Annotated in this window: 18 protein-coding genes; 14 read left to right on the top strand and 4 right to left on the bottom strand. The window is 69.1% G+C overall.

Features of this window, described 5'->3' with window-relative positions; genetic code table 11:
- Positions 1-17: 17 nt before the first annotated feature.
- A complete protein-coding gene (locus tag ACFYRX_RS04630) occupies positions 18-713 on the top strand; it encodes a demethylmenaquinone methyltransferase (RefSeq protein WP_389096557.1) in 696 nt (231 codons plus the stop codon).
- A 19-nt stretch (positions 714-732) separates the two neighbouring features.
- Here ACFYRX_RS04630 and ACFYRX_RS04625 read toward each other — a convergent pair whose 3' ends face one another.
- Positions 733-1053, bottom strand: coding sequence for a PASTA domain-containing protein (locus tag ACFYRX_RS04625; RefSeq protein ID WP_389096555.1), 321 nt, complete (start codon positions 1051-1053; stop codon positions 733-735).
- 110 nt (positions 1054-1163) lie between these two features.
- Positions 1164-1631, bottom strand: a complete 468-nt coding sequence (locus ACFYRX_RS04620; RefSeq protein ID WP_389096553.1) for a GNAT family N-acetyltransferase — start codon at positions 1629-1631, stop codon at positions 1164-1166.
- 134 nt (positions 1632-1765) lie between these two features.
- Here ACFYRX_RS04620 and ACFYRX_RS04615 point away from each other — a divergent pair, with 134 nt between their 5' ends.
- Positions 1766-3052: a geranylgeranyl reductase family protein gene (locus tag ACFYRX_RS04615; RefSeq protein WP_389096551.1), complete on the top strand. Its 1287-nt coding sequence runs from the start codon at positions 1766-1768 to the stop codon at positions 3050-3052.
- 105 nt (positions 3053-3157) lie between these two features.
- On the opposite strand, the gene def is transcribed toward ACFYRX_RS04615, so the two are convergent.
- Positions 3158-3808 carry a peptide deformylase gene (gene def / locus ACFYRX_RS04610; protein ID WP_389096549.1) on the bottom strand — a complete coding sequence of 217 codons (651 nt, stop codon included), beginning with the start codon at positions 3806-3808 and terminating at the stop codon, positions 3158-3160.
- A gap of 554 nt (positions 3809-4362) precedes the next feature.
- Positions 4363-5169 carry a C40 family peptidase gene (locus ACFYRX_RS04605; protein ID WP_389096547.1) on the bottom strand — a complete coding sequence of 269 codons (807 nt, stop codon included), beginning with the start codon at positions 5167-5169 and terminating at the stop codon, positions 4363-4365.
- A 733-nt stretch (positions 5170-5902) separates the two neighbouring features.
- Here ACFYRX_RS04605 and ACFYRX_RS04600 point away from each other — a divergent pair.
- From ACFYRX_RS04600 to nuoL, 12 genes are read left to right on the top strand one after another with little or no spacing between them, the layout of a single operon-like run.
- A complete protein-coding gene (locus ACFYRX_RS04600) occupies positions 5903-6262 on the top strand; it encodes an NADH-quinone oxidoreductase subunit A (protein ID WP_007383963.1) in 360 nt (119 codons plus the stop codon).
- 14 nt (positions 6263-6276) lie between these two features.
- Positions 6277-6831 (top strand): NADH-quinone oxidoreductase subunit B family protein, encoded by a 555-nt coding sequence (locus tag ACFYRX_RS04595; RefSeq protein WP_053743379.1) that lies wholly within the window; start codon positions 6277-6279, stop codon positions 6829-6831.
- The gene (locus ACFYRX_RS04590; protein ID WP_389096545.1) at positions 6828-7586 is read left to right on the top strand and encodes an NADH-quinone oxidoreductase subunit C; all 759 of its coding nucleotides are present in this window, start codon (positions 6828-6830) and stop codon (positions 7584-7586) included. Before ACFYRX_RS04595 ends, ACFYRX_RS04590 begins: the two co-directional genes overlap by 4 nt.
- Positions 7583-8905 (top strand): NADH-quinone oxidoreductase subunit D, encoded by a 1323-nt coding sequence (locus tag ACFYRX_RS04585; protein WP_389096543.1) that lies wholly within the window; start codon positions 7583-7585, stop codon positions 8903-8905. The genes ACFYRX_RS04590 and ACFYRX_RS04585 overlap by 4 nt, the downstream gene beginning before the upstream one ends.
- A complete protein-coding gene (nuoE, locus tag ACFYRX_RS04580; protein WP_389096541.1) occupies positions 8902-9762 on the top strand; it encodes an NADH-quinone oxidoreductase subunit NuoE in 861 nt (286 codons plus the stop codon). Before ACFYRX_RS04585 ends, nuoE begins: the two co-directional genes overlap by 4 nt.
- Positions 9762-11108 carry an NADH-quinone oxidoreductase subunit NuoF gene (nuoF, locus tag ACFYRX_RS04575; RefSeq protein ID WP_389096539.1) on the top strand — a complete coding sequence of 449 codons (1347 nt, stop codon included), beginning with the start codon at positions 9762-9764 and terminating at the stop codon, positions 11106-11108. The genes nuoE and nuoF overlap by 1 nt, the downstream gene beginning before the upstream one ends.
- Complete coding sequence (locus tag ACFYRX_RS04570; RefSeq protein ID WP_389096537.1) at positions 11105-13609, top strand: NADH-quinone oxidoreductase subunit G; 2505 nt, start codon at positions 11105-11107, stop codon at positions 13607-13609. The genes nuoF and ACFYRX_RS04570 overlap by 4 nt, the downstream gene beginning before the upstream one ends.
- Entirely contained in the window at positions 13606-14979 is a 1374-nt protein-coding gene (nuoH, locus tag ACFYRX_RS04565; RefSeq protein ID WP_389096535.1) for an NADH-quinone oxidoreductase subunit NuoH, read from the top strand. The genes ACFYRX_RS04570 and nuoH overlap by 4 nt, the downstream gene beginning before the upstream one ends.
- Complete coding sequence (nuoI, locus tag ACFYRX_RS04560) at positions 14972-15622, top strand: NADH-quinone oxidoreductase subunit NuoI (protein WP_389096534.1); 651 nt, start codon at positions 14972-14974, stop codon at positions 15620-15622. The genes nuoH and nuoI overlap by 8 nt, the downstream gene beginning before the upstream one ends.
- The gene (locus ACFYRX_RS04555; RefSeq protein WP_389096532.1) at positions 15619-16476 is read left to right on the top strand and encodes an NADH-quinone oxidoreductase subunit J; all 858 of its coding nucleotides are present in this window, start codon (positions 15619-15621) and stop codon (positions 16474-16476) included. The genes nuoI and ACFYRX_RS04555 overlap by 4 nt, the downstream gene beginning before the upstream one ends.
- The gene (nuoK, locus tag ACFYRX_RS04550) at positions 16473-16772 is read left to right on the top strand and encodes an NADH-quinone oxidoreductase subunit NuoK (RefSeq protein ID WP_003974374.1); all 300 of its coding nucleotides are present in this window, start codon (positions 16473-16475) and stop codon (positions 16770-16772) included. Before ACFYRX_RS04555 ends, nuoK begins: the two co-directional genes overlap by 4 nt.
- 14 nt (positions 16773-16786) lie before the next feature.
- A complete protein-coding gene (nuoL, locus tag ACFYRX_RS04545; protein ID WP_389096530.1) occupies positions 16787-18751 on the top strand; it encodes an NADH-quinone oxidoreductase subunit L in 1965 nt (654 codons plus the stop codon).
- Positions 18752-18754 lie beyond the last annotated feature (3 nt).

Raw genomic sequence — 18754 nt, 5'->3', positions numbered from 1 at the left:
GCTGCAAGAATGGGCCCGTGACCCGCGCCTCCCTGAACAAGCAGCCGCACGAAGTCGCCTCGATGTTCGACGACGTGGCGGAACGGTACGACCTGACGAACGACGTGCTCTCGCTCGGCCAGGACCGGGTGTGGCGCAAGGAGGTCGCCCGGGCCGTCGACGCCCGCCCCGCCCAGAAGATCCTGGACCTGGCGGCGGGCACGGCCACCTCGTCGCTGCCCTTCGCCCGCACCGGCGCCTACGTCGTGCCCTGCGACTTCTCCCTCGGCATGCTCCAGGTCGGCAAGCGGAAGCACACCTGGCTGCCGTTCACCGCGGGCGACGCGACGAGGCTGCCCTTCAAGGACGACACCTTCGACGCGGTCACGATCTCCTTCGGGCTGCGCAACGTCCAGGACACCGACGCCGCGCTCCGCGAGATGTACCGGGTGACCAAGCCCGGCGGCCGGGTCGTGATCTGCGAGTTCTCGCACCCGACCTGGGCGCCCTTCCGGACCGTCTACACCGAGTACCTGATGCGCGCCCTGCCGCCGGTCGCCCGGAGCGTGTCCTCCAACCCCGACGCGTATGTCTACCTCGCCGAGTCCATCCGCGCCTGGCCGAACCAGCCGGCCCTCGCGGAGCGCCTCCAGAAGGCGGGCTGGTCGAAGGTGGCGTGGCGGAACCTCACGGGCGGGATCGTGGCGCTGCACCGGGGCGTCAAGGAGAGCTGAGCGGCCCCTTCTTACGTCGTCAGCCGAAGCCCGTGGTGCAGCGGACGGCGTACGGGTCGCCCGGCTCGTCCAGTTCGCGCTGGAAGCCGCCGCTCGGGGGCCTCGGAACGCGGGGCTCGCGGATACCTCCGCCGCCCTCGCCCGGACCGTGGTCGAACCAGAGGTACACCACCGAGTCCCGCGGCACCTCCGCACCGGCCTGCGGGTACTGGCGTACGACATAGTCGACGACGGCCAGGTGGAAGTCCTTGCGATCCGGCGCGTTGACGAACAGACCCTGCGCCTGGGCCGTCTCGCGCGCGTCCACGGCCATCAGACCGACCAGACGAGGTACGCGCACTTCGGGCTTCTTGGGTGTTATGCGCACAGATGTCACCCCCAGCGGTACTGGCAGGGTAACTCCGGCTCCGCACCAGCCGGAAGCGCCGGGTGTGCTTCTGTAACAGTTGGCTACCGTGCGTGACTTCCTCGGGGATCGAGCCGGTAACAGTGGCCGTCCCGCGCGCCGCCCGGTGTGAACACCTCCGCGAGCCGCATCCCCGGCCGTTCGGTCACCGAGATCGACCGCGTGTTGCCGGCGCGGACCATCGCCACCACGTCCGGCACCCCGGCCGCCCTCACCCGTTCCGGCGTCATCTGCGCGGCCGCGGTGGCGTACCCCTTGCCCCAGTACTCCCGCCCGAGCCGCCAGCCGATCTCGATCTCGCCCGTGGGCCCCCGGTCCCGCGGCCACGGCTGGGCACCGGCGTCGGCGTCGTGCCGGCGCTGTCGTGCGGTGAGCTCCTGGTGGACGGACAGCTCCGCGGACCTGCCGCCGTGGAACTCCATGACGTCCGGGTCGTCGAAGAGCCGGTGCCAGGCGACCGCGTCCTCGTCGGTGGGCACACGCAGCCGTACCACGGGCAGGGCTCGGTTCACTGGGGCAGCCCTTCAGCCGGGTGATCAATTCTGCTGAATAGACTGCCTGTGTCCAGTGCCGGTCGGCACGCGGATTCCGGACTTGATTCCGGTCTTGATTCCGAACTTGATTCCGAGCTTGGGGAGATCCCGTCGTGACCGAGCCCCTGTCCGAGAACACCGCCGATGTCATCGTCGTCGGCGCGGGGCCGGCCGGCTCCACCACCGCCTACTACCTCGCCAAGGCCGGCCTCGACGTACTCCTGCTGGAGAAGACCGAGTTCCCGCGCGAGAAGGTCTGCGGCGACGGCCTCACCCCGCGCGCCACCAAACAGCTCGTGGCCATGGGCATCGACATCTCGGAAGAGGCCGGCTGGCTCCGGAACAAGGGCCTGCGCATCATCGGCGGAGGTGTGCGCCTCCAGCTCGACTGGCCGGATCTCGCCTCCTTCCCCGACTACGGCCTCGTCCGCAAGCGCGACGACTTCGACGAGCAGCTCGCCCGCCAGGCCCAGAAGGCGGGGGCCCGGCTGTTCGAGCGCTGCAACGTCGGCGCCCCGATCATCGACGACCGCACCGGCCGCATCACGGGCGTCCACGCGAAACTGGGCGAGGACAAGCGCGAGGTCACCTTCACCGCGCCCCTGGTGGTCGCCGCCGACGGCAACTCCACCCGGCTCTCCCTCGCGATGGGCCTGCACCGGCGCGAGGACCGCCCGATGGGCGTGGCCGTACGGACGTACTTCGAGAGCCCCCGCCACGAGGACGACTACCTGGAGTCCTGGCTGGAGCTGTGGGACCGGCGTGGTCCGGGCGAGGACCGCCTCCTGCCCGGCTACGGCTGGATCTTCGGCATGGGCGACGGCACGTCCAACGTCGGCCTCGGCGTGCTGAACACGTCCGACTCCTTCAAGGAGCTCGACTGGCGCGAGGTGCTGAAGGCCTGGTGCGCGTCCATGCCGGAGGACTGGGGCTACACCCCCGAGAACATGACCGGCCCGATCCGCGGTGCCGCCCTTCCCATGGCCTTCAACCGCCAGCCCCACTACACGAAGGGGCTGTTGCTCGTCGGCGACGCCGGCGGCCTGGTGAACCCCTTCAACGGCGAGGGCATCGCCTACGCCATGGAGTCCGGCCAGATCGCCGCCGACGTCATCGTCCAGGCCCACGCGCGGTCCACTCCCGCAGGACGCGAGATGGCCCTCCAGCGCTACCCGCGCGTGCTCAAGGACACCTACGGCGGCTACTACACGCTCGGCCGCGCCTTCGTGAAGCTCATCGGCAACCCGAAGGTCATGAAGATCGCGGCCCAGCGCGGCCTGACCCACCCGCTGCTCATGAAGTTCACCCTGAAGATGCTCGCCAACCTCACCGACCCCACGGGCGGCGACGCGATGGACCGGATCATCAACGGGCTGAGCAAGGTGGCGCCGAAGGCGTGACGGGAGCCCCTGCGCGGGGGCATCTTGGAGGGATGGACGCAGGGGTCGCGTTACCCGTCTTCGTCATCCTCATCGCGGTGTCGGCGTGGGCGTTGGTCCGTTCCCTCAGGCGCTGACGCCGTCGTCCTGACCGTCGTTCAGCGCCGTGATGTTGGCCGCCCGGCGGGCGAACACCTCGTCCCGCCGGTCCGCCGCCTGCCGCAGCGCCTCCTTGCGCTCGCGCTTGGACAGCCGGTCCAGATACACGTGCCCGTTCACATGGTCGGTCTCGTGCGCCAGGCAGCGCGCGAAATACCCGGTCCCCTCGATCACCAGCGGTTCGCCGTCCTTGTCGACCCCACGCACCACGGCTCGGTCCGGACGCGGTACGTCCATCACGGCGCCCGGCACCGACAGGCACCCCTCGCTGTCCTCGAGCAGCCTGCGCCCGGCCGGGTCGAGCTGCTCCAGCACCGGGTTCACGACATGACCGACATGCCGGACTCCCTCGTCGTCCGGGCAGTCGTAGACGAACAGGCGCAGTCCGACGTCGACTTGGTTGGCCGCGAGGCCCGCCCCTTCCGCGATGTACATCGTCAGGAACATGTCGTCGATCAGCGCGGCGAGATCGGGCCCGAACTCGGTCACGTCCCGGCACGGCTTGTGCAGGATCTCCTCACCGACCTCGGTGATGCGCCGGACCCGCCCGCGCCGGGCCTCGGGAGCGAGCGGCGGGTATGAGTCGGTGGGTCGGCCCTGGACGAACACACTGGGCATGGTGACTTCTCCTGACTGCCGGGGAACGTGGGGATGCCGTGGGCGCGGGGAGCAGAGCGCCGGGCACCTCACACATCCAACAGCCCCGGGAGCGGACCGGCCATGCCCGCGGACGGCTCCGACGGGCGCGGGTCGGCGGGTCGGCGGGTCGGCGGAGCGTCGTACAGGCGCAGTTCGCACAGGCGTGGGGGACTTCCCGCACGACCACAGCGACAGGCGCGCCCGGTGCGGCTTCTCCGCGGCCGTTCCCGATGGGGGCAAGTCCGGCATTCCGTACGGCGGGAGGCCTCTGCGGGGCGGGGAATCGCCCCGGCCGGCTCATGGACCCGGCGACGACGGGCCTGGACGGCCCCGCCCGGCGCGACCGCGGCCTACCGCCTCATCCACCCCACGCGTCGCTTCACAGCCGCTCCACAGCGCGCACAGCGATTCCGGCGCGATGCGGGCCGGTACCGCTCAACACGGCCGACCCCGGGTGGGTTTCGGCCCGATATGTGCCGGAAGGGCCGCTGCCCCCGAGCGGCTGCGGCCCTTACCAAGCTGTAGTACCGGTGTCAGAGCACCCGCACCGCGCCGGTCGGCGGGTCGTAGGACAGCGGCTTCTCGGCCACGCCGGTCGAGGGGTTCTGCGCACCGACGAACATGCCGTCGCCGACGTACACCGCCACGTGGTACGCGCTGCCCGCGCCGCCCCAGTACAGGATGTCGCCCGGCTGCAGGTTGCTCAGCGAGACCTGGGTGCCGGCGGTCGACTGGTCCTGCGAGACGCGGGGCAGGTCGACCCCGATCTGCGCGAACGCGGCCTGGACGAGCCCGGAACAGTCCCACGAGTTGGGGCCCGTACCGCCGGAGACGTAGGCGTCACCGACCTGCGCCTTCACGAAGGCGATGACGGCCGCGGCCGAACCGGTGGCCGTGGACGAGCTCGTGGAGACGCCCGTGCTCGCCGAGGCGGACAGGGTGGTCCGCGCGGAGCTGCGCGAGGCGGCTTCCTCGGCGGCGGCCTTGCGTGCCGCCTCCGCCTTCTTCTTGGCCTCCGCCTTCTTCTTGGCCTGAGCGAGGTCCGCCTTGGCCTGCTTCGCGGCATTCGCGGCGGCCGTGTCACGCTCGGCCTGCAGCTGGTAGTTGGCGGCTGCCTGCTGCATCGCGTCGGCGGATTCGGCGACCTGGCTGCCCAGGTCGGCCGACAGGGCGGGCAGTTCGAGGGTCTGCGTCGTCGACTCGGCGGCGAACGCCGAAGCCGACGCGCCCGCCGCTGCCATGCTGAGTACGCCACCGGCGACACCGGCGCGTACGGCGATCGAAGTCGTCGCGCTGCGGCGGGGTTTCCGGTGGCTGCGTATGTGAGCGGTGTGGGACATGAGAACAACCGGTATCAGGGGCTCCTCCATACCTTCAAGAAACGTGTGCTGCGCCACAATTGTTCAATGGGCAGTCCCAATCTCTGCTGGGCCGCTCTTTATTGACGCCGTAACGGACATTGCGGACGTGAGTGATCAAGCCTGTGATCATGGTCTTTCGCTGTTACGCCCGAATTGCCCCGCACCTACCACCGGTTGAGCCGGATGGCCAAGCCCCCTTCTTGGGGAGCTCTCGTGCATGTGGCGGAGGTCACGCAACGGTTACGGCGGCGGCTGCGTCCCGCGCCGCCGACGCTCGTGAATGTGTGCACGCGTCCACATCCGTCCTCGCGCCTCCCTCTGACGCGTGAACGCGGCGCACTACCAAGCGCTTGCGTCCAGCACCAATTTGCATGCAGGGGAAGTCTCTTGATATAGAGACGCCTCTCTCCACCTGCGTCGACTGGCGGAAATGTCACCTCCGGTGATCAGTTGGACGCTTCTCGTGTGAAGATCACCGCAGTTCCGGCTTCATGATCCTTCGGCGGGTGGTGGAGATCACAAAGCTTGTGCAATACCCCGTGTCGCAGATCACAGACCGGCAGGCATAAGATGCGGGTCAGTTGGGCTTGTGACCTGCTTCACATGTTCGCGATCTTCGTCAGGACGGACGGAGGTCAGAAGGACGTGTGAGTGGGGTGTGAGTCCGATGCCATCGCCAGCAGTCAGTGCCGACTGAGAGGAGCGAGGAGCGGTGAACGCCTATGCGCCCATCCTCGTACTGGGAGCGCTCGGGGCAGGCTTTGCGATCTTCTCCGTGGTCATGGCCACGCTGATCGGTCCGAAGCGCTACAACCGGGCCAAGCTCGAGGCCTACGAGTGCGGGATCGAGCCGACCCCCACGCCGGCCGGCGGCGGACGCTTCCCCATCAAGTACTACCTGACGGCGATGCTCTTCATCGTCTTCGACATCGAGATCGTCTTCCTCTACCCCTGGGCCGTCACCTTCGACGCCCTGGGTGTTTTCGGGCTCGTGGAGATGCTGCTCTTCGTGCTCACCGTCTTCGTCGCCTACGCGTACGTATGGCGGCGGGGCGGCCTGGAATGGGACTGAGGGGCCTTTAACTCATGGGACTCGAAGAAAAGCTGCCGAGCGGATTCCTGCTGACCACCGTCGAGCAGGCCGCGGGCTGGGTGCGCAAGGCGTCCGTCTTCCCGGCCACCTTCGGCCTCGCCTGCTGTGCCATCGAGATGATGACCACGGGCGCCGGACGCTACGACCTGGCCCGCTTCGGCATGGAGGTCTTCCGCGGCTCACCCCGCCAGGCGGACCTCATGATCGTCGCCGGCCGGGTCAGCCAGAAGATGGCGCCGGTGCTGCGGCAGGTCTACGACCAGATGCCGAACCCCAAGTGGGTCATCTCCATGGGGGTCTGCGCCTCCTCGGGCGGCATGTTCAACAACTACGCGATCGTGCAGGGCGTCGACCACATCGTGCCGGTCGACATCTACCTGCCCGGCTGTCCGCCACGGCCCGAGATGCTGATCGACGCCATTCTCAAGCTCCACCAGAAGATCCAGACCTCCAAGCTCGGCGTGAACGCCGAGGAAGCGGCCCGGGAGGCGGAGGAAGCGGCGCTCAAGGCCCTGCCCACGATCGAGATGAAGGGGCTGCTGCGGTGAGCGACGCCAACGGCACCACGGGCGCCGGGTCCAACGGGGTCAATCCCGAGAAGGACCTCGGCGCCTCCAACCTCCCCGGCCAGCGCGGCGACGGCGGCGAGGAGATCCGCGTCCAGCGCGGCATGTTCGGCGCCGACAACGGCGGCGACACCTCCGGCTACGGCGGCCTGGTCCGCTCGATCAGGCTCCCGGGAGCGGCCGCCCGCCCCTATGGCGGCTGGTTCGACGAGGTCGCCGACGAACTCGAAGGCGCCCTGGAGGAACAGGGTCTCCTGCCCGACAACGCGATCGAGAAGACGGTCGTCGACCGCGGCGAGATCACCTTCCACATCGAGCGCGAGCACCTGCTCCGCGTCGCCCGCACCCTGCGCGACGACCCGGCCCTGCGCTTCGAACTGTGCACCGGCGTCAGTGGAGTCCACTACCTCCACGACAAGGGCCGCGAGCTGCACGCCGTCTACCACCTGCGCTCGATCACCCACAACCGGCTGATCCGCCTGGAGGTCAGCGCCCCCGACGCCGACCCGCACATCCCGTCCCTGGTCTCCGTCTATCCGACCAACGACTGGCACGAGCGCGAGACCTACGACTTCTTCGGGATCGTCTTCGACGATCACCCGGCCCTGACGCGGATCATGATGCCGGACGACTGGCAGGGCCACCCGCAGCGCAAGGACTACCCCCTCGGCGGCATCCCCGTCGAGTACAAGGGCGCCCAGATCCCGGCTCCGGACCAGCGGAGGTCGTACTCGTGAGCACTTCGCATGCCTCCCCTCGGGAGACCACAGAGGGCACCGTCTACACGGTCACCGGCGGCGACTGGGACGAGATCGTCCAGGCCGCGGCCCGGGCCGACGACGAGCGCATCGTCCTCAACATGGGCCCGCAGCACCCCTCCACGCACGGAGTGCTCCGCCTGATCCTGGAGATCGACGGCGAGACGGTCACCGAGGCCCGCTGCGGCATCGGCTACCTGCACACCGGCATCGAGAAGAACCTCGAGTTCCGCACGTGGACGCAGGGCACCACGTTCGTGACGCGCATGGACTACCTGACGTCCTTCTTCAACGAGACCGCCTACTGTCTCGCCGTCGAGAAGCTCCTCGGCATCACGGACCAGATCCCCGACCGGGCCGAGATCATCCGGGTGCTCCTGATGGAGCTGAACCGGCTCTCCTCGCACCTGGTGTGCATCGCCACCGGCGGCATGGAACTCGGCGCCACCACGATCATGATCTACGGATTCCGTGATCGTGAAATGATTCTCGACATCTACGAGCTCATCACGGGCCTCAGGATGAACCACGCGTACATCCGCCCCGGCGGACTCGCGCAGGACCTGCCGCCCGGCGCGGTGGACCACATCCGCGAGTTCGTGAAGAAGATGAAGAAGAACCTCCCGGAGTACGACAAGCTCGCCACCGGGAACCCCATCTTCAAGGCCCGTATGCAGAACGTCGGTTACCTCGACCTGGCCGGCTGCATGGCCCTCGGCGCCACCGGCCCGATCCTGCGCTCCACCGGTCTGCCGCACGACCTGCGCAAGACGCAGCCCTACAGCGGCTACGAGACGTACGACTTCGACGTCCCGACCGCCGACACCTGCGACTCCTACGGCCGCTTCCTGATCCGCCTGGAGGAGATGCGCCAGTCGCTCAGGATCGTCGAGCAGTGCCTGGACCGGCTCCAGCCCGGCCCGGTCATGGTCACCGACAAGAAGATCGCCTGGCCCGCCCAGCTCGCCCTGGGACCCGACGGGCTCGGCAACTCCCTCGACCACATCAAGAAGATCATGGGCACCTCCATGGAGGCCCTGATCCACCACTTCAAGCTGGTCACCGAGGGCTTCCGCGTCCCGCCGGGACAGGCCTACGCGGCCGTCGAGTCGCCCAAGGGCGAACTCGGGGTGCACGCCGTGTCCGACGGCGGCACCCGCCCCTTCCGGGTCCACTTCCGCGACCCGTCCTTCACCAACCTTCAGGCCATGGCGGCGATGTGCGAGGGCGGCCAGGTCGCCGACGTCATCGTCGCCGTCGCGTCCATCGACCCCGTGATGGGAGGCGTCGACCGGTGACCACGAGTTCTTCCGAGCGGGGCGTCAGCCTGGGCATGCCCGAACTGCCCGCACCCGCTTACCCGGACGACGTACGGGCCCGGCTGGAGACGGACGCGCGCGAGATCATCGCCCGCTACCCGGACTCCCGCTCGGCCCTGCTGCCGTTGCTGCATCTCGTGCAGTCGGAGGAGGGCCACGTCACGCGCACCGGGATGCGGTTCTGCGCCGACGTCCTGGGCCTGACCACGGCCGAGGTCACCGCGGTGGCCACCTTCTACACCATGTACCGGCGCAGGCCCTCGGGCGACTACCAGGTGGGTGTCTGCACGAACACCCTCTGCGCGGTGATGGGCGGGGACGCGATCTTCGAGTCCCTCCAGGAGCACCTGGGCGTCGGCAACGGCGAGACCACCGACGACGGCAAGGTCACCCTGGAGCACATCGAGTGCAACGCGGCCTGCGACTTCGCGCCGGTCGTGATGGTCAACTGGGAGTTCTTCGACAACCAGACCCCGGCCAGTGCCAAGCGCCTCGTCGACGACCTGCGCGCGGGCCGCGACGTCGAGCCCACGCGCGGGGCGCCGATGTGCACCTTCAAGGAGACCGCGCGGATCCTCGCCGGCTTCCCCGACGAGCGGCCCGGGGCCGTCGAGGCGAGCGGCGGAGCGGGACCCGCCTCGCTGGTGGGCCTCCGCCTGGCCAGGGGAGAGACCGCACCCGCGCGCGTGGTCCATCCGCGCGACGGCGCACCGCAGAACAGGGATGTGCACGAGCCGTCCCCGTCGGAGCACCTGAGCTCGCACGACGCGCCACAGGACACGTCGGCCTCCGACCCGGCCCACCCGGCCGGGCCCGCCGCCGAGGAGGGGGAGTGATGACCTTGGCACCCGAACTGAAGGACACCAGCCCCGAGAAGCTGCTCGCACCCGTGCTGTCGGCCTTCTGGGACGAGGACAAGTCCTGGACGCTGGACGTCTACAAGAGGCACGAGGGCTACGAGGGGCTCCGCAAGGCGCTCGCCATGTCGCCGGACGACCTGATCGCGTACGTCAAGGACTCCGGTCTGCGCGGCCGCGGCGGTGCGGGATTCCCCACCGGAATGAAATGGCAGTTCATTCCCCAGGGAGATGGAAAACCGCACTATCTAGTTGTCAACGCCGACGAGTCGGAACCGGGAACCTGCAAGGACATCCCGCTCCTCTTCGCGAACCCGCACAGCCTCATCGAGGGCATGATCATCGCGTGTTACGCCATCAGGTCTTCGCATGCCTTCATCTATCTGCGTGGTGAAGTCGTCCCAGTACTGCGGCGGTTGCACTCGGCCGTGAGCGAGGCCTATGCGGCCGGCTACCTCGGACAGAACATCCTGGGCAGCGGCCTCGATCTCGACATCACCGTGCACGCGGGCGCCGGCGCGTACATCTGCGGTGAGGAGACCGCACTGCTCGACTCGCTCGAAGGCCGCCGTGGTCAACCGCGGCTCCGTCCCCCCTTTCCTGCGGTCGCGGGCCTCTACGCCTGCCCGACTGTTGTGAACAACGTGGAGTCGATCGCGTCGGTTCCCGCGATTCTGACCCGGGGCAAAGAATGGTTCCGGTCGATGGGCAGTGAGAAGTCCCCCGGCTTCACGCTCTACTCGCTCAGCGGCCACGTCGCCAGCCCCGGCCAGTTCGAGGCCCCGCTCGGCATCACCCTCCGCCAACTGCTGGAGATGAGCGGCGGCATGCGGCCCGGGCACCGGCTCAAGTTCTGGACGCCGGGCGGCTCCTCCACCCCGATGTTCACCGACGAGCACCTCGACGTCCCCCTCGACTACGAGGGAGTCGGCGCCGCCGGTTCCATGCTCGGCACCAAGGCCCTGCAGTGCTTCGACGAGACGACCTGCGTCGTGCGCGCCGTGACCCGCTGGACCGAGTTCTACGCCCACGAGTCCTGCGGCAAGTGCACCCCCTGCCGTGAAGGGACGTACTGGCTCGTGCAGTTGCTGCGCGACATCGAGGCCGGCAAGGGCGTCATGTCCGACCTCGACAAGCTGAACGACATCGCCGACAACATCAACGGCAAGTCCTTCTGCGCACTCGGCGACGGCGCCGCCTCGCCGATCTTCTCCTCGCTCAAGTACTTCCGCGAGGAGTACGAGCAGCACATCACGGGCCGCGGCTGCCCCTTCGACCCGGCCAAATCGACGGCCTGGGCCGATCGCACGGAGGTGAACGCATGACCGTGACCACCAGCACTCCCTCGGGAGGGGGAGAGGCGGCGGTCCCGCCGGAGGATCTCGTCTCGCTGACGATCGACGGCGCCGAGATCAGCGTGCCCAAGGGCACCCTGGTCATCCGGGCCGCCGAACAGCTCGGCATCGAGATCCCCCGGTTCTGCGACCACCCCCTCCTCGACCCGGCCGGCGCCTGCCGCCAGTGCATCGTCGACGTCGAGGGCCAGCGCAAGCCGATGGCGTCCTGCACCATCACCTGCACCGACGGCATGGTGGTGAAGACGCACCTCACCTCGCCGGTCGCCGAGAAGGCCCAGCACGGGGTGATGGAGCTCCTCCTCATCAACCACCCGCTGGACTGCCCGGTCTGCGACAAGGGCGGCGAGTGCCCCCTGCAGAACCAGGCGATGTCCCACGGCCAGGCCGAGTCCCGCTTCGAGGGCAAGAAGCGGACGTACGAGAAGCCCGTGCCGATCTCCACCCAGGTGCTGCTCGACCGCGAGCGGTGCGTGCTGTGCGCCCGCTGCACCCGCTTCTCCAACCAGGTCGCGGGCGACCCGATGATCGAACTGGTCGAGCGGGGCGCCCTCCAGCAGGTCGGCACCGGTGAGGGCGACCCCTTCGAGTCGTACTTCTCCGGCAACACCATCCAGATCTGCCCGGTCGGCGCGCTCACCTCGGCGGCGTACCGGTTCCGCTCCCGCCCCTTCGACCTGGTGTCCTCCCCGAGCGTGTGCGAGCACTGCTCCGGCGGCTGCGCCACCCGTACCGACCACCGGCGCGGCAAGGTCATGCGCAAGCTCGCGGCCAACGACCCCGAGGTCAACGAGGAGTGGATCTGCGACAAGGGAAGGTTCGGCTTCCGGTACGCGCAGCAGCGTGACCGGCTCCAGACGCCCCTGGTGCGCAACCCCGAGGGCGAACTGGTCCCCGCCTCCTGGCCGGAGGCGCTCCAGATCGCGGCCCAGGGGCTGCTCGCCTCACGCAGCCGGGCCGGCGTCCTCACCGGCGGCCGCCTCACCATCGAGGACGCCTACGCGTACAGCAAGTTCACGCGCGTGGCGCTCGACACCAACGACATCGACTTCCGCGCGCGCGTGCACAGCAGCGAGGAGAGCGACTTCCTGGCCGCGCGGGTCGCGGGCCGCGGCCGTGACCTCGACGGCAGGGGCGTCACCTACTCCGCCCTGGAGAAGGCGCCCGCAGTCCTGCTGGTCGGGTTCGAGGCCGAGGAGGAGGCGCCCGGCGTCTTCCTGAGGCTGCGCAAGGCCTGGCGCAAGCACGGCCAGAAGGTCTTCTCGCTCGCCACCCACGCGACACGCGGCCTGGAGAAGGCCGGCGGCACGCTGCTGCCCGCCGCTCCCGGCACCGAGACCGAGTGGCTGGACGCGCTCGCCGGCGGAGTCGGTCTGGAGGGCGACGGCAGCAGGGCCGCCGAGGCACTGCGCGCCGCGGGCGCGGTGATCGTCGTAGGTGAGCGGCTGGCCGCGGTGGAGGGCGGGCTGACCGCCGCCGTGCGGGCCGCCTCCGCGACCGGCGCGCAGCTGGTGTGGATCCCGCGGCGGGCCGGAGAGCGCGGTGCCGTCGAGGCGGGCGCGCTGCCCTCGCTGCTGCCGGGCGGGCGCCCGGCCACCGACCCGCGCGCGCGTGAGGAGGTCGCCTCCGTGTGGGGTGTGGCCGAACTCCCGCACCGCTACGGCCGGGACACCGGCCAGATCATCGAGGCGGCGGCCTCCGGAGAGCTCCAGGCGCTGCTGGTCGCGGGGGTCGAGATCGCCGACCTGCCCGATCCGGCACGCGCGCGTGCGGCGCTGCGGGAGGTCGGGTTCGTGGTGTCGCTGGAACTGCGGCCCGGCGAGGTCACCGAGCACGCGGACGTCGTCCTGCCGGTGGCCGCGGTCGCCGAGAAGGCCGGCACCTTCCTCAACTGGGAAGGCCGGGTGCGGTTCTTCGAGGCCGCGCTCAAGCCCGAGCAGATGACCCGCCGCCTCGCGCCCACCGACGCGCGCGTCCTCCAGATGCTGGCCGACGCCATGGACGTACACCTGGGCCTGCCGGATCTGCGCACCACGCGCGCGGAGATCGACCGGCTCGGCCCCTGGGACGGGCCGCGTGGCACGGAATCCCTGGCGACCGGGGCCCAGTTGCCGCGCCCGGCGGCCGGAGAGGCCGTACTTGCGGGGCACCGGCTGCTGCTCGACCAGGGTCTGCTCCAGCAGGGCGACGAGGCGCTCGCCGGGACACGGCACGCGGCACGCGCACGCGTGTCCGCCGCGACGGCCGCCGAGGTGGGCGTCAAGGAGGGCGACCTGCTCGCCGTGACCGGCCCCTCCGGAGTCACCGAACTGCCGCTTCAGATCACCGAGATGCCCGACCGCGTGGTCTGGCTCCCGCTGAACTCCACCGGCGGGGGCGTCGCCTCCGACGCCGGAGTACTGCCGGGCTCCCTCGTCCGCATCGGCCCGGCCACGCCTGCCGCCGAAGCCCCCAAGGAGGTGGAGGCATGAGCCCGTACCTCGCTGCGGAAGACCTCTCGATGTTCGGCAACGACCCCTGGTGGCTCGTCGTCGTCAAGGCGGTCTTCTGCTTCGCGTTCCTGATGGTGACCGTGCTGTTCTCCATCGTCTGGGAGCGCAAGGTCGTCGCCTGGATGCAGTTGCGCGTCGGCCCCAACCGGCACGGCCCCTGGGGCATGCTCCAGTCACTCGCCGACGGCATCAAGCTGATGCTGAAGGAAGACGTCGTCGTCAAGCGCGCGGACAAGGTCGTCTACGTCCTCGCGCCGATCATCGCGGCCATCCCGGCCTTCATGGCGATCGCGGTGATCCCCTTCGGCCCGTCCGGCAACGAGGTCTCGATCTTCGGCCACCGCACCGCGATGCAGCTCACCGACCTCCCGATCGCGATGCTCTACATCCTCGCGGTCGCCTCGGTCGGCATCTACGGCATCGTCCTCGCGGGCTGGAGTTCCGGATCCACGTATCCGCTCCTCGGGGGCCTGCGCTCCTGCGCGCAGATGATCTCGTACGAGATCGCCATGGGTGCCGCGTTCGCCTCGGTGTTCCTCTACTCCGGGTCGATGTCGACCTCGGCGATCGTCGAGGCGCAGCAGGACCGCTGGTACATCGTCCTGCTCCCGGTCTCCTTCATCATCTACGTCATCACCATGGTCGGTGAGACCAACCGCGCCCCCTTCGACATGCCGGAGTCCGAGGGCGACCTGGTCGGCGGCTTCAACACCGAGTACTCGTCGATCAAGTTCGCGCTGTTCATGCTCGCCGAGTACGTGAACATGGTGACGGTCTCGGCCGTGACGACCACGCTCTTCCTCGGCGGCTGGCGCGCCCCCTGGCCGATCAGCACCTTCTGGGAGGGCGCCAACCACGGCTGGTGGCCGCTCCTCTGGTTCGTGATCAAGGTGCAGTTGCTGCTGTTCTTCTTCATCTGGCTGCGCGGCACACTGCCCCGCGTCCGCTACGACCAGCTGATGAAGCTCGGCTGGAAGGTCCTCATCCCGGTCTCCGTGGTGTGGCTGATGCTCGTCGCGACCGTGCGGACCCTCAAGAACGAGAACTACGACTTCGCCGACATCGCCCTCTACATCGGCGGCGGTGTCCTGGTCCTGCTGCTGCTCTCGTTCGTCGTCGACATGTTCCGGGAGAAGTCGAAGGCGGCCGCGCAGCCCGCCGGAGAACCGGTCGGATTCGATCCGATGGCCGGCGGATTCCCCGTACCGCCACTGCCCGGACAGGAGTTGTCGCCGGTGCCACGGCGCCGCTCGCGTCAGGAGCGGGAGTTGATTGTCAGTGGCGGACCGGATACTCGGAGTGACGCATCTTCGGGTTCTACGGATGGAAAGGAGGCGTCCGATGGCTGAGGAGCCCAAGGAGACCGAGCAGTTGAAGCCCGGCTTCATGAACCCCGTCGCCGGCTTCGGCGTGACCTTCAAGGCCATGTTCAAGAAGCGGCTGACCGAGCAGTACCCGGAGCAGGAGAAGACCACCGCTCCGCGGTTCCACGGACGGCACCAGCTCAACCGCCATCCGGACGGCCTGGAGAAGTGCGTCGGCTGCGAGCTGTGCGCCTGGGCCTGCCCCGCCGACGCCATCTACGTGGAGGGCGCCGACAACACCGACGAGGAGCGCTACTCGCCGGGCGAGCGGTACGGCCGCGTCTACCAGATCAACTACGCCCGCTGCATCCTGTGCGGCCTGTGCATCGAGGCGTGCCCCACGCGCGCGCTGACGATGACCAACGAGTTCGAGCTGGCCGACAGCAGCCGCGCCAACCTCATCTTCACCAAGGAACAGCTGCTCGCCGGGCTCGAGGACGGCATGGTCGACTCGCCGCACGCCATCTACCCCGGCACGGACGAGCAGGACTACTACCGGGGTCTGGTGACGGAGGCCGCGCCGGGCACCGTGCCCCAGGTCGCCGTCTCCAAGGGCGAGGTCGTACAGGAGGCCGCCTCCACCTTCGGTGAGGACGAACCGGCGTCGGAGAAGGTGATCGGGCGATGAGCGCACCCCTGGAGCTCGCCGCCACCGCCACCCTGTCCGCCGGCACCTCCACCGGCGAGGCCTTCCAGTTCTGGGTACTCGGCACCGTCGCCGTGATCGGCGCCCTGTGCACGGTGTTCATGAAGAAGGCCGTGCACAGCGCGCTCTGTCTCGCCGGCACCATGATCATCCTGGCGGTGTTCTACCTCGCCAACGGCGCCTACTTCCTCGGCGTCGTCCAGATCGTCGTCTACACCGGCGCGATCATGATGCTGTTCCTGTTCGTGGTGATGCTCGTCGGCGTGACCGCGGCGGACTCCCTGCAGGAGACCATCAGGGGTCAGCGCTGGCTCGCCCTCCTCTGCGGGCTCGGCTTCGGCATCCTGCTGTTCGCGGGCATCGGCAACGCCTCCCTCAGCCACTTCAACGGCCTCACCCAGGCGAACGCCGGCGGCAACGTGGAGGGACTCGCGACCCTCATCTTCACCAAATACGTCTTCGCCTTCGAGATCACCGGCGCCCTGCTGATCACGGCCGCCGTCGGCGCCATGGTGCTCACGCACCGCGAGCGCACCGAGCGCGCCAAGACGCAGCGTGAACTCGCCGAGGAGCGGGTGCGCGAGGGCAAGCACCTCCCGCCGCTGCCCGCCCCGGGCGTGTACGCCCGGCACAACGCGGTCGACATCGCGGGCCTGCTGCCCGACGGAACCCCCTCCGAGCTCACCGTCAGCAAGACGCTGCGCGACCGCGGCCAGATCCGTGACGTGTCCACCGAGGCGCTGAACGACCTCAAGGCGCTGGAGCAGCGTGCGGAGGACCGCCTGGAGCGGACCCGGATCGAACCGGCCACCTTCAAGAGGGAGGCGTCGAAGTGAACCCCGTCAACTACCTCTATCTCGCCGCCCTGCTGTTCACGATCGGCGCCACCGGCGTACTGATCAGGCGCAACGCGATCGTCGTGTTCATGTGCATCGAGCTCATGCTCAACGCCTGCAACCTCGCGTTCGTCGCCTTCTCCCGGATGCACGGCAACCTCGACGGCCAGATCATCGCCTTCTTCACGATGGTCGTCGCCGCCGCGGAGGTCGTGGTCGGGCTCGCGATCATCGTGTCGCTGTTCCGTTCCCGCCACTCGGCCTCGGTCGACGACGCCAGCCTGATGAAGCTGTAAGGGGTCGCTGAATCGTGGAGAACCTGATCGCGCTGCTCATCGCGGCGCCCCTGCTCGGAGCGGCGGTCCTGCTCACCGGCGGCCGCAGACTGGACGCCGTCGGCCACTGGATCGGCACCGTCCTCGCCGGCGCCTCCTTCGTCATCGGCGCCGTCCTCTTCGCCGACCTGCTCGGCAAGGACGCCGAACACCGCACGCTCACCCAGCACCTGTTCAGCTGGGTCCCGGTCGAGGGCTTCCAGGCGGACGCCGCCTTCCGCCTCGACCAGCTGTCGATGACGTTCGTGCTGCTGATCACCGGCGTCGGCTCGCTGATCCACCTGTACTCGATCGGGTACATGGAGCACGACGAGCGGCGCCGCCGCTTCTTCGGCTATCTGAACCTGTTCCTCGCGGCGATGCTGCTGCTCGTCCTCGCCGACAACTACCTTCTGCTGTACGTCGGCTGGGAGGGCGTCGGTCTCGCCTCCTACCTGCTCATCGGCTTCTGGCAGCACAAGCCCAGCGCGGCCACCGCGGCGAAGAAGGCGTTCCTCGTCAACCGCGTCGGCGACGTGGGCCTGTCGATCGCGATCATGCTGATGTTCACGACGTTCGGCACCTTCGCCTTCGGCCCGGTGCTCGGCACCCACGAGGAGCCCGGGCTCGTCGGCGGAGCCTCCGAGGCCACGCTCACCGGCATCGCCCTGATGCTGCTGCTCGCCGCCTGCGGCAAGTCCGCCCAGGTGCCGCTGCAGTCCTGGCTCGGGGACGCGATGGAGGGCCCGACCCCGGTCTCGGCCCTCATCCACGCGGCGACGATGGTGACCGCGGGCGTCTACCTGATCGTCCGCTCCGGAGCCATCTTCAACGCGGCACCCGACGCACAGCTGGTCGTGACCATCGTCGGTGCCGTCACGCTCCTGTTCGGTGCGATCGTCGGTTGCGCGAAGGACGACATCAAGAAGGCGCTGGCCGGGTCGACCATGTCGCAGATCGGCTACATGGTCCTCGCCGCGGGCCTCGGTCCCATCGGCTACGTCTTCGCGATCATGCACCTGGTGACGCACGGCTTCTTCAAGGCCGGGCTGTTCCTCGGCGCCGGTTCGGTCATGCACGGCATGAACGACGAGGTCGACATGCGCAAGTACGGCGGCCTGCGCAAGTACATGCCGGTCACCTTCGTCACCTTCGGCCTCGGCTACCTCGCCATCATCGGCTTCCCGGGGCTGTCCGGATTCTTCTCCAAGGACAAGATCATCGAGGCGGCCTTCGCCAAGGGCGGCACCGAGGGCTGGATCCTCGGCGCCTGCGCCCTGCTGGGCGCGGCCATCACCGCCTTCTACATGACGCGCGTGATGCTGATGACGTTCTTCGGGGAGGAGCGCTGGAAGAACCAGGCCACCCGCTCCCCGGAGGCCCCCAGCGCCGAGCCCGCCGCCGAGCACCACGGTGAGCACGCTGAGCCCCACCCGCACGAGTCGCCCAAGTCCATGACGATCCCCATGATCGTGCTGGCCTTCGGATCGGTCTTCGCGGGCGGACTGTTCAGCATCGGCGACCGCTTCCTGCACTGGCTGGAGCCCATCACCGGGCACGACCACGGAGACGCGCCGATCAGCGCCACCACGGTCACGGCGGCCACGGTGACCGTGATGGTCATCGGCGTCGCCCTCGCCTGGCTCCAGTACGGCAGGCGCCCGGTCCCCGTCGTCGCCCCGCGCGGGTCGCTGCTCACCCGGGCCGCCCGGCGCGACCTGCTCCAGGACGACTTCAACCACGTGGTCCTGGTCCGCGGCGGAGAGCACCTCACGCGGTCCCTGGTCTACGTCGACCACACCCTGGTCGACGGTGTGGTCAACGGCTCGGCGGCCTCGGTCGGCGGTCTCTCCGGACGGCTGCGCAAGCTCCAGAACGGCTACGCGCGGTCGTACGCCGTCTCGATGTTCGGCGGCGCGGCGATCCTCGTGGCCGCGACCCTGCTGATGAGGGCGGTCTGATAC

The sequence above is a fragment of the Streptomyces sp. NPDC005374 genome (genome assembly GCF_042872225.1).
Taxonomy (GTDB): Bacteria; Actinomycetota; Actinomycetes; order Streptomycetales; family Streptomycetaceae; genus Streptomyces.
The sequence above is the reverse complement of the archived record's forward strand: the minus strand, read 5'-3'. Positions and strand labels throughout refer to the sequence as shown.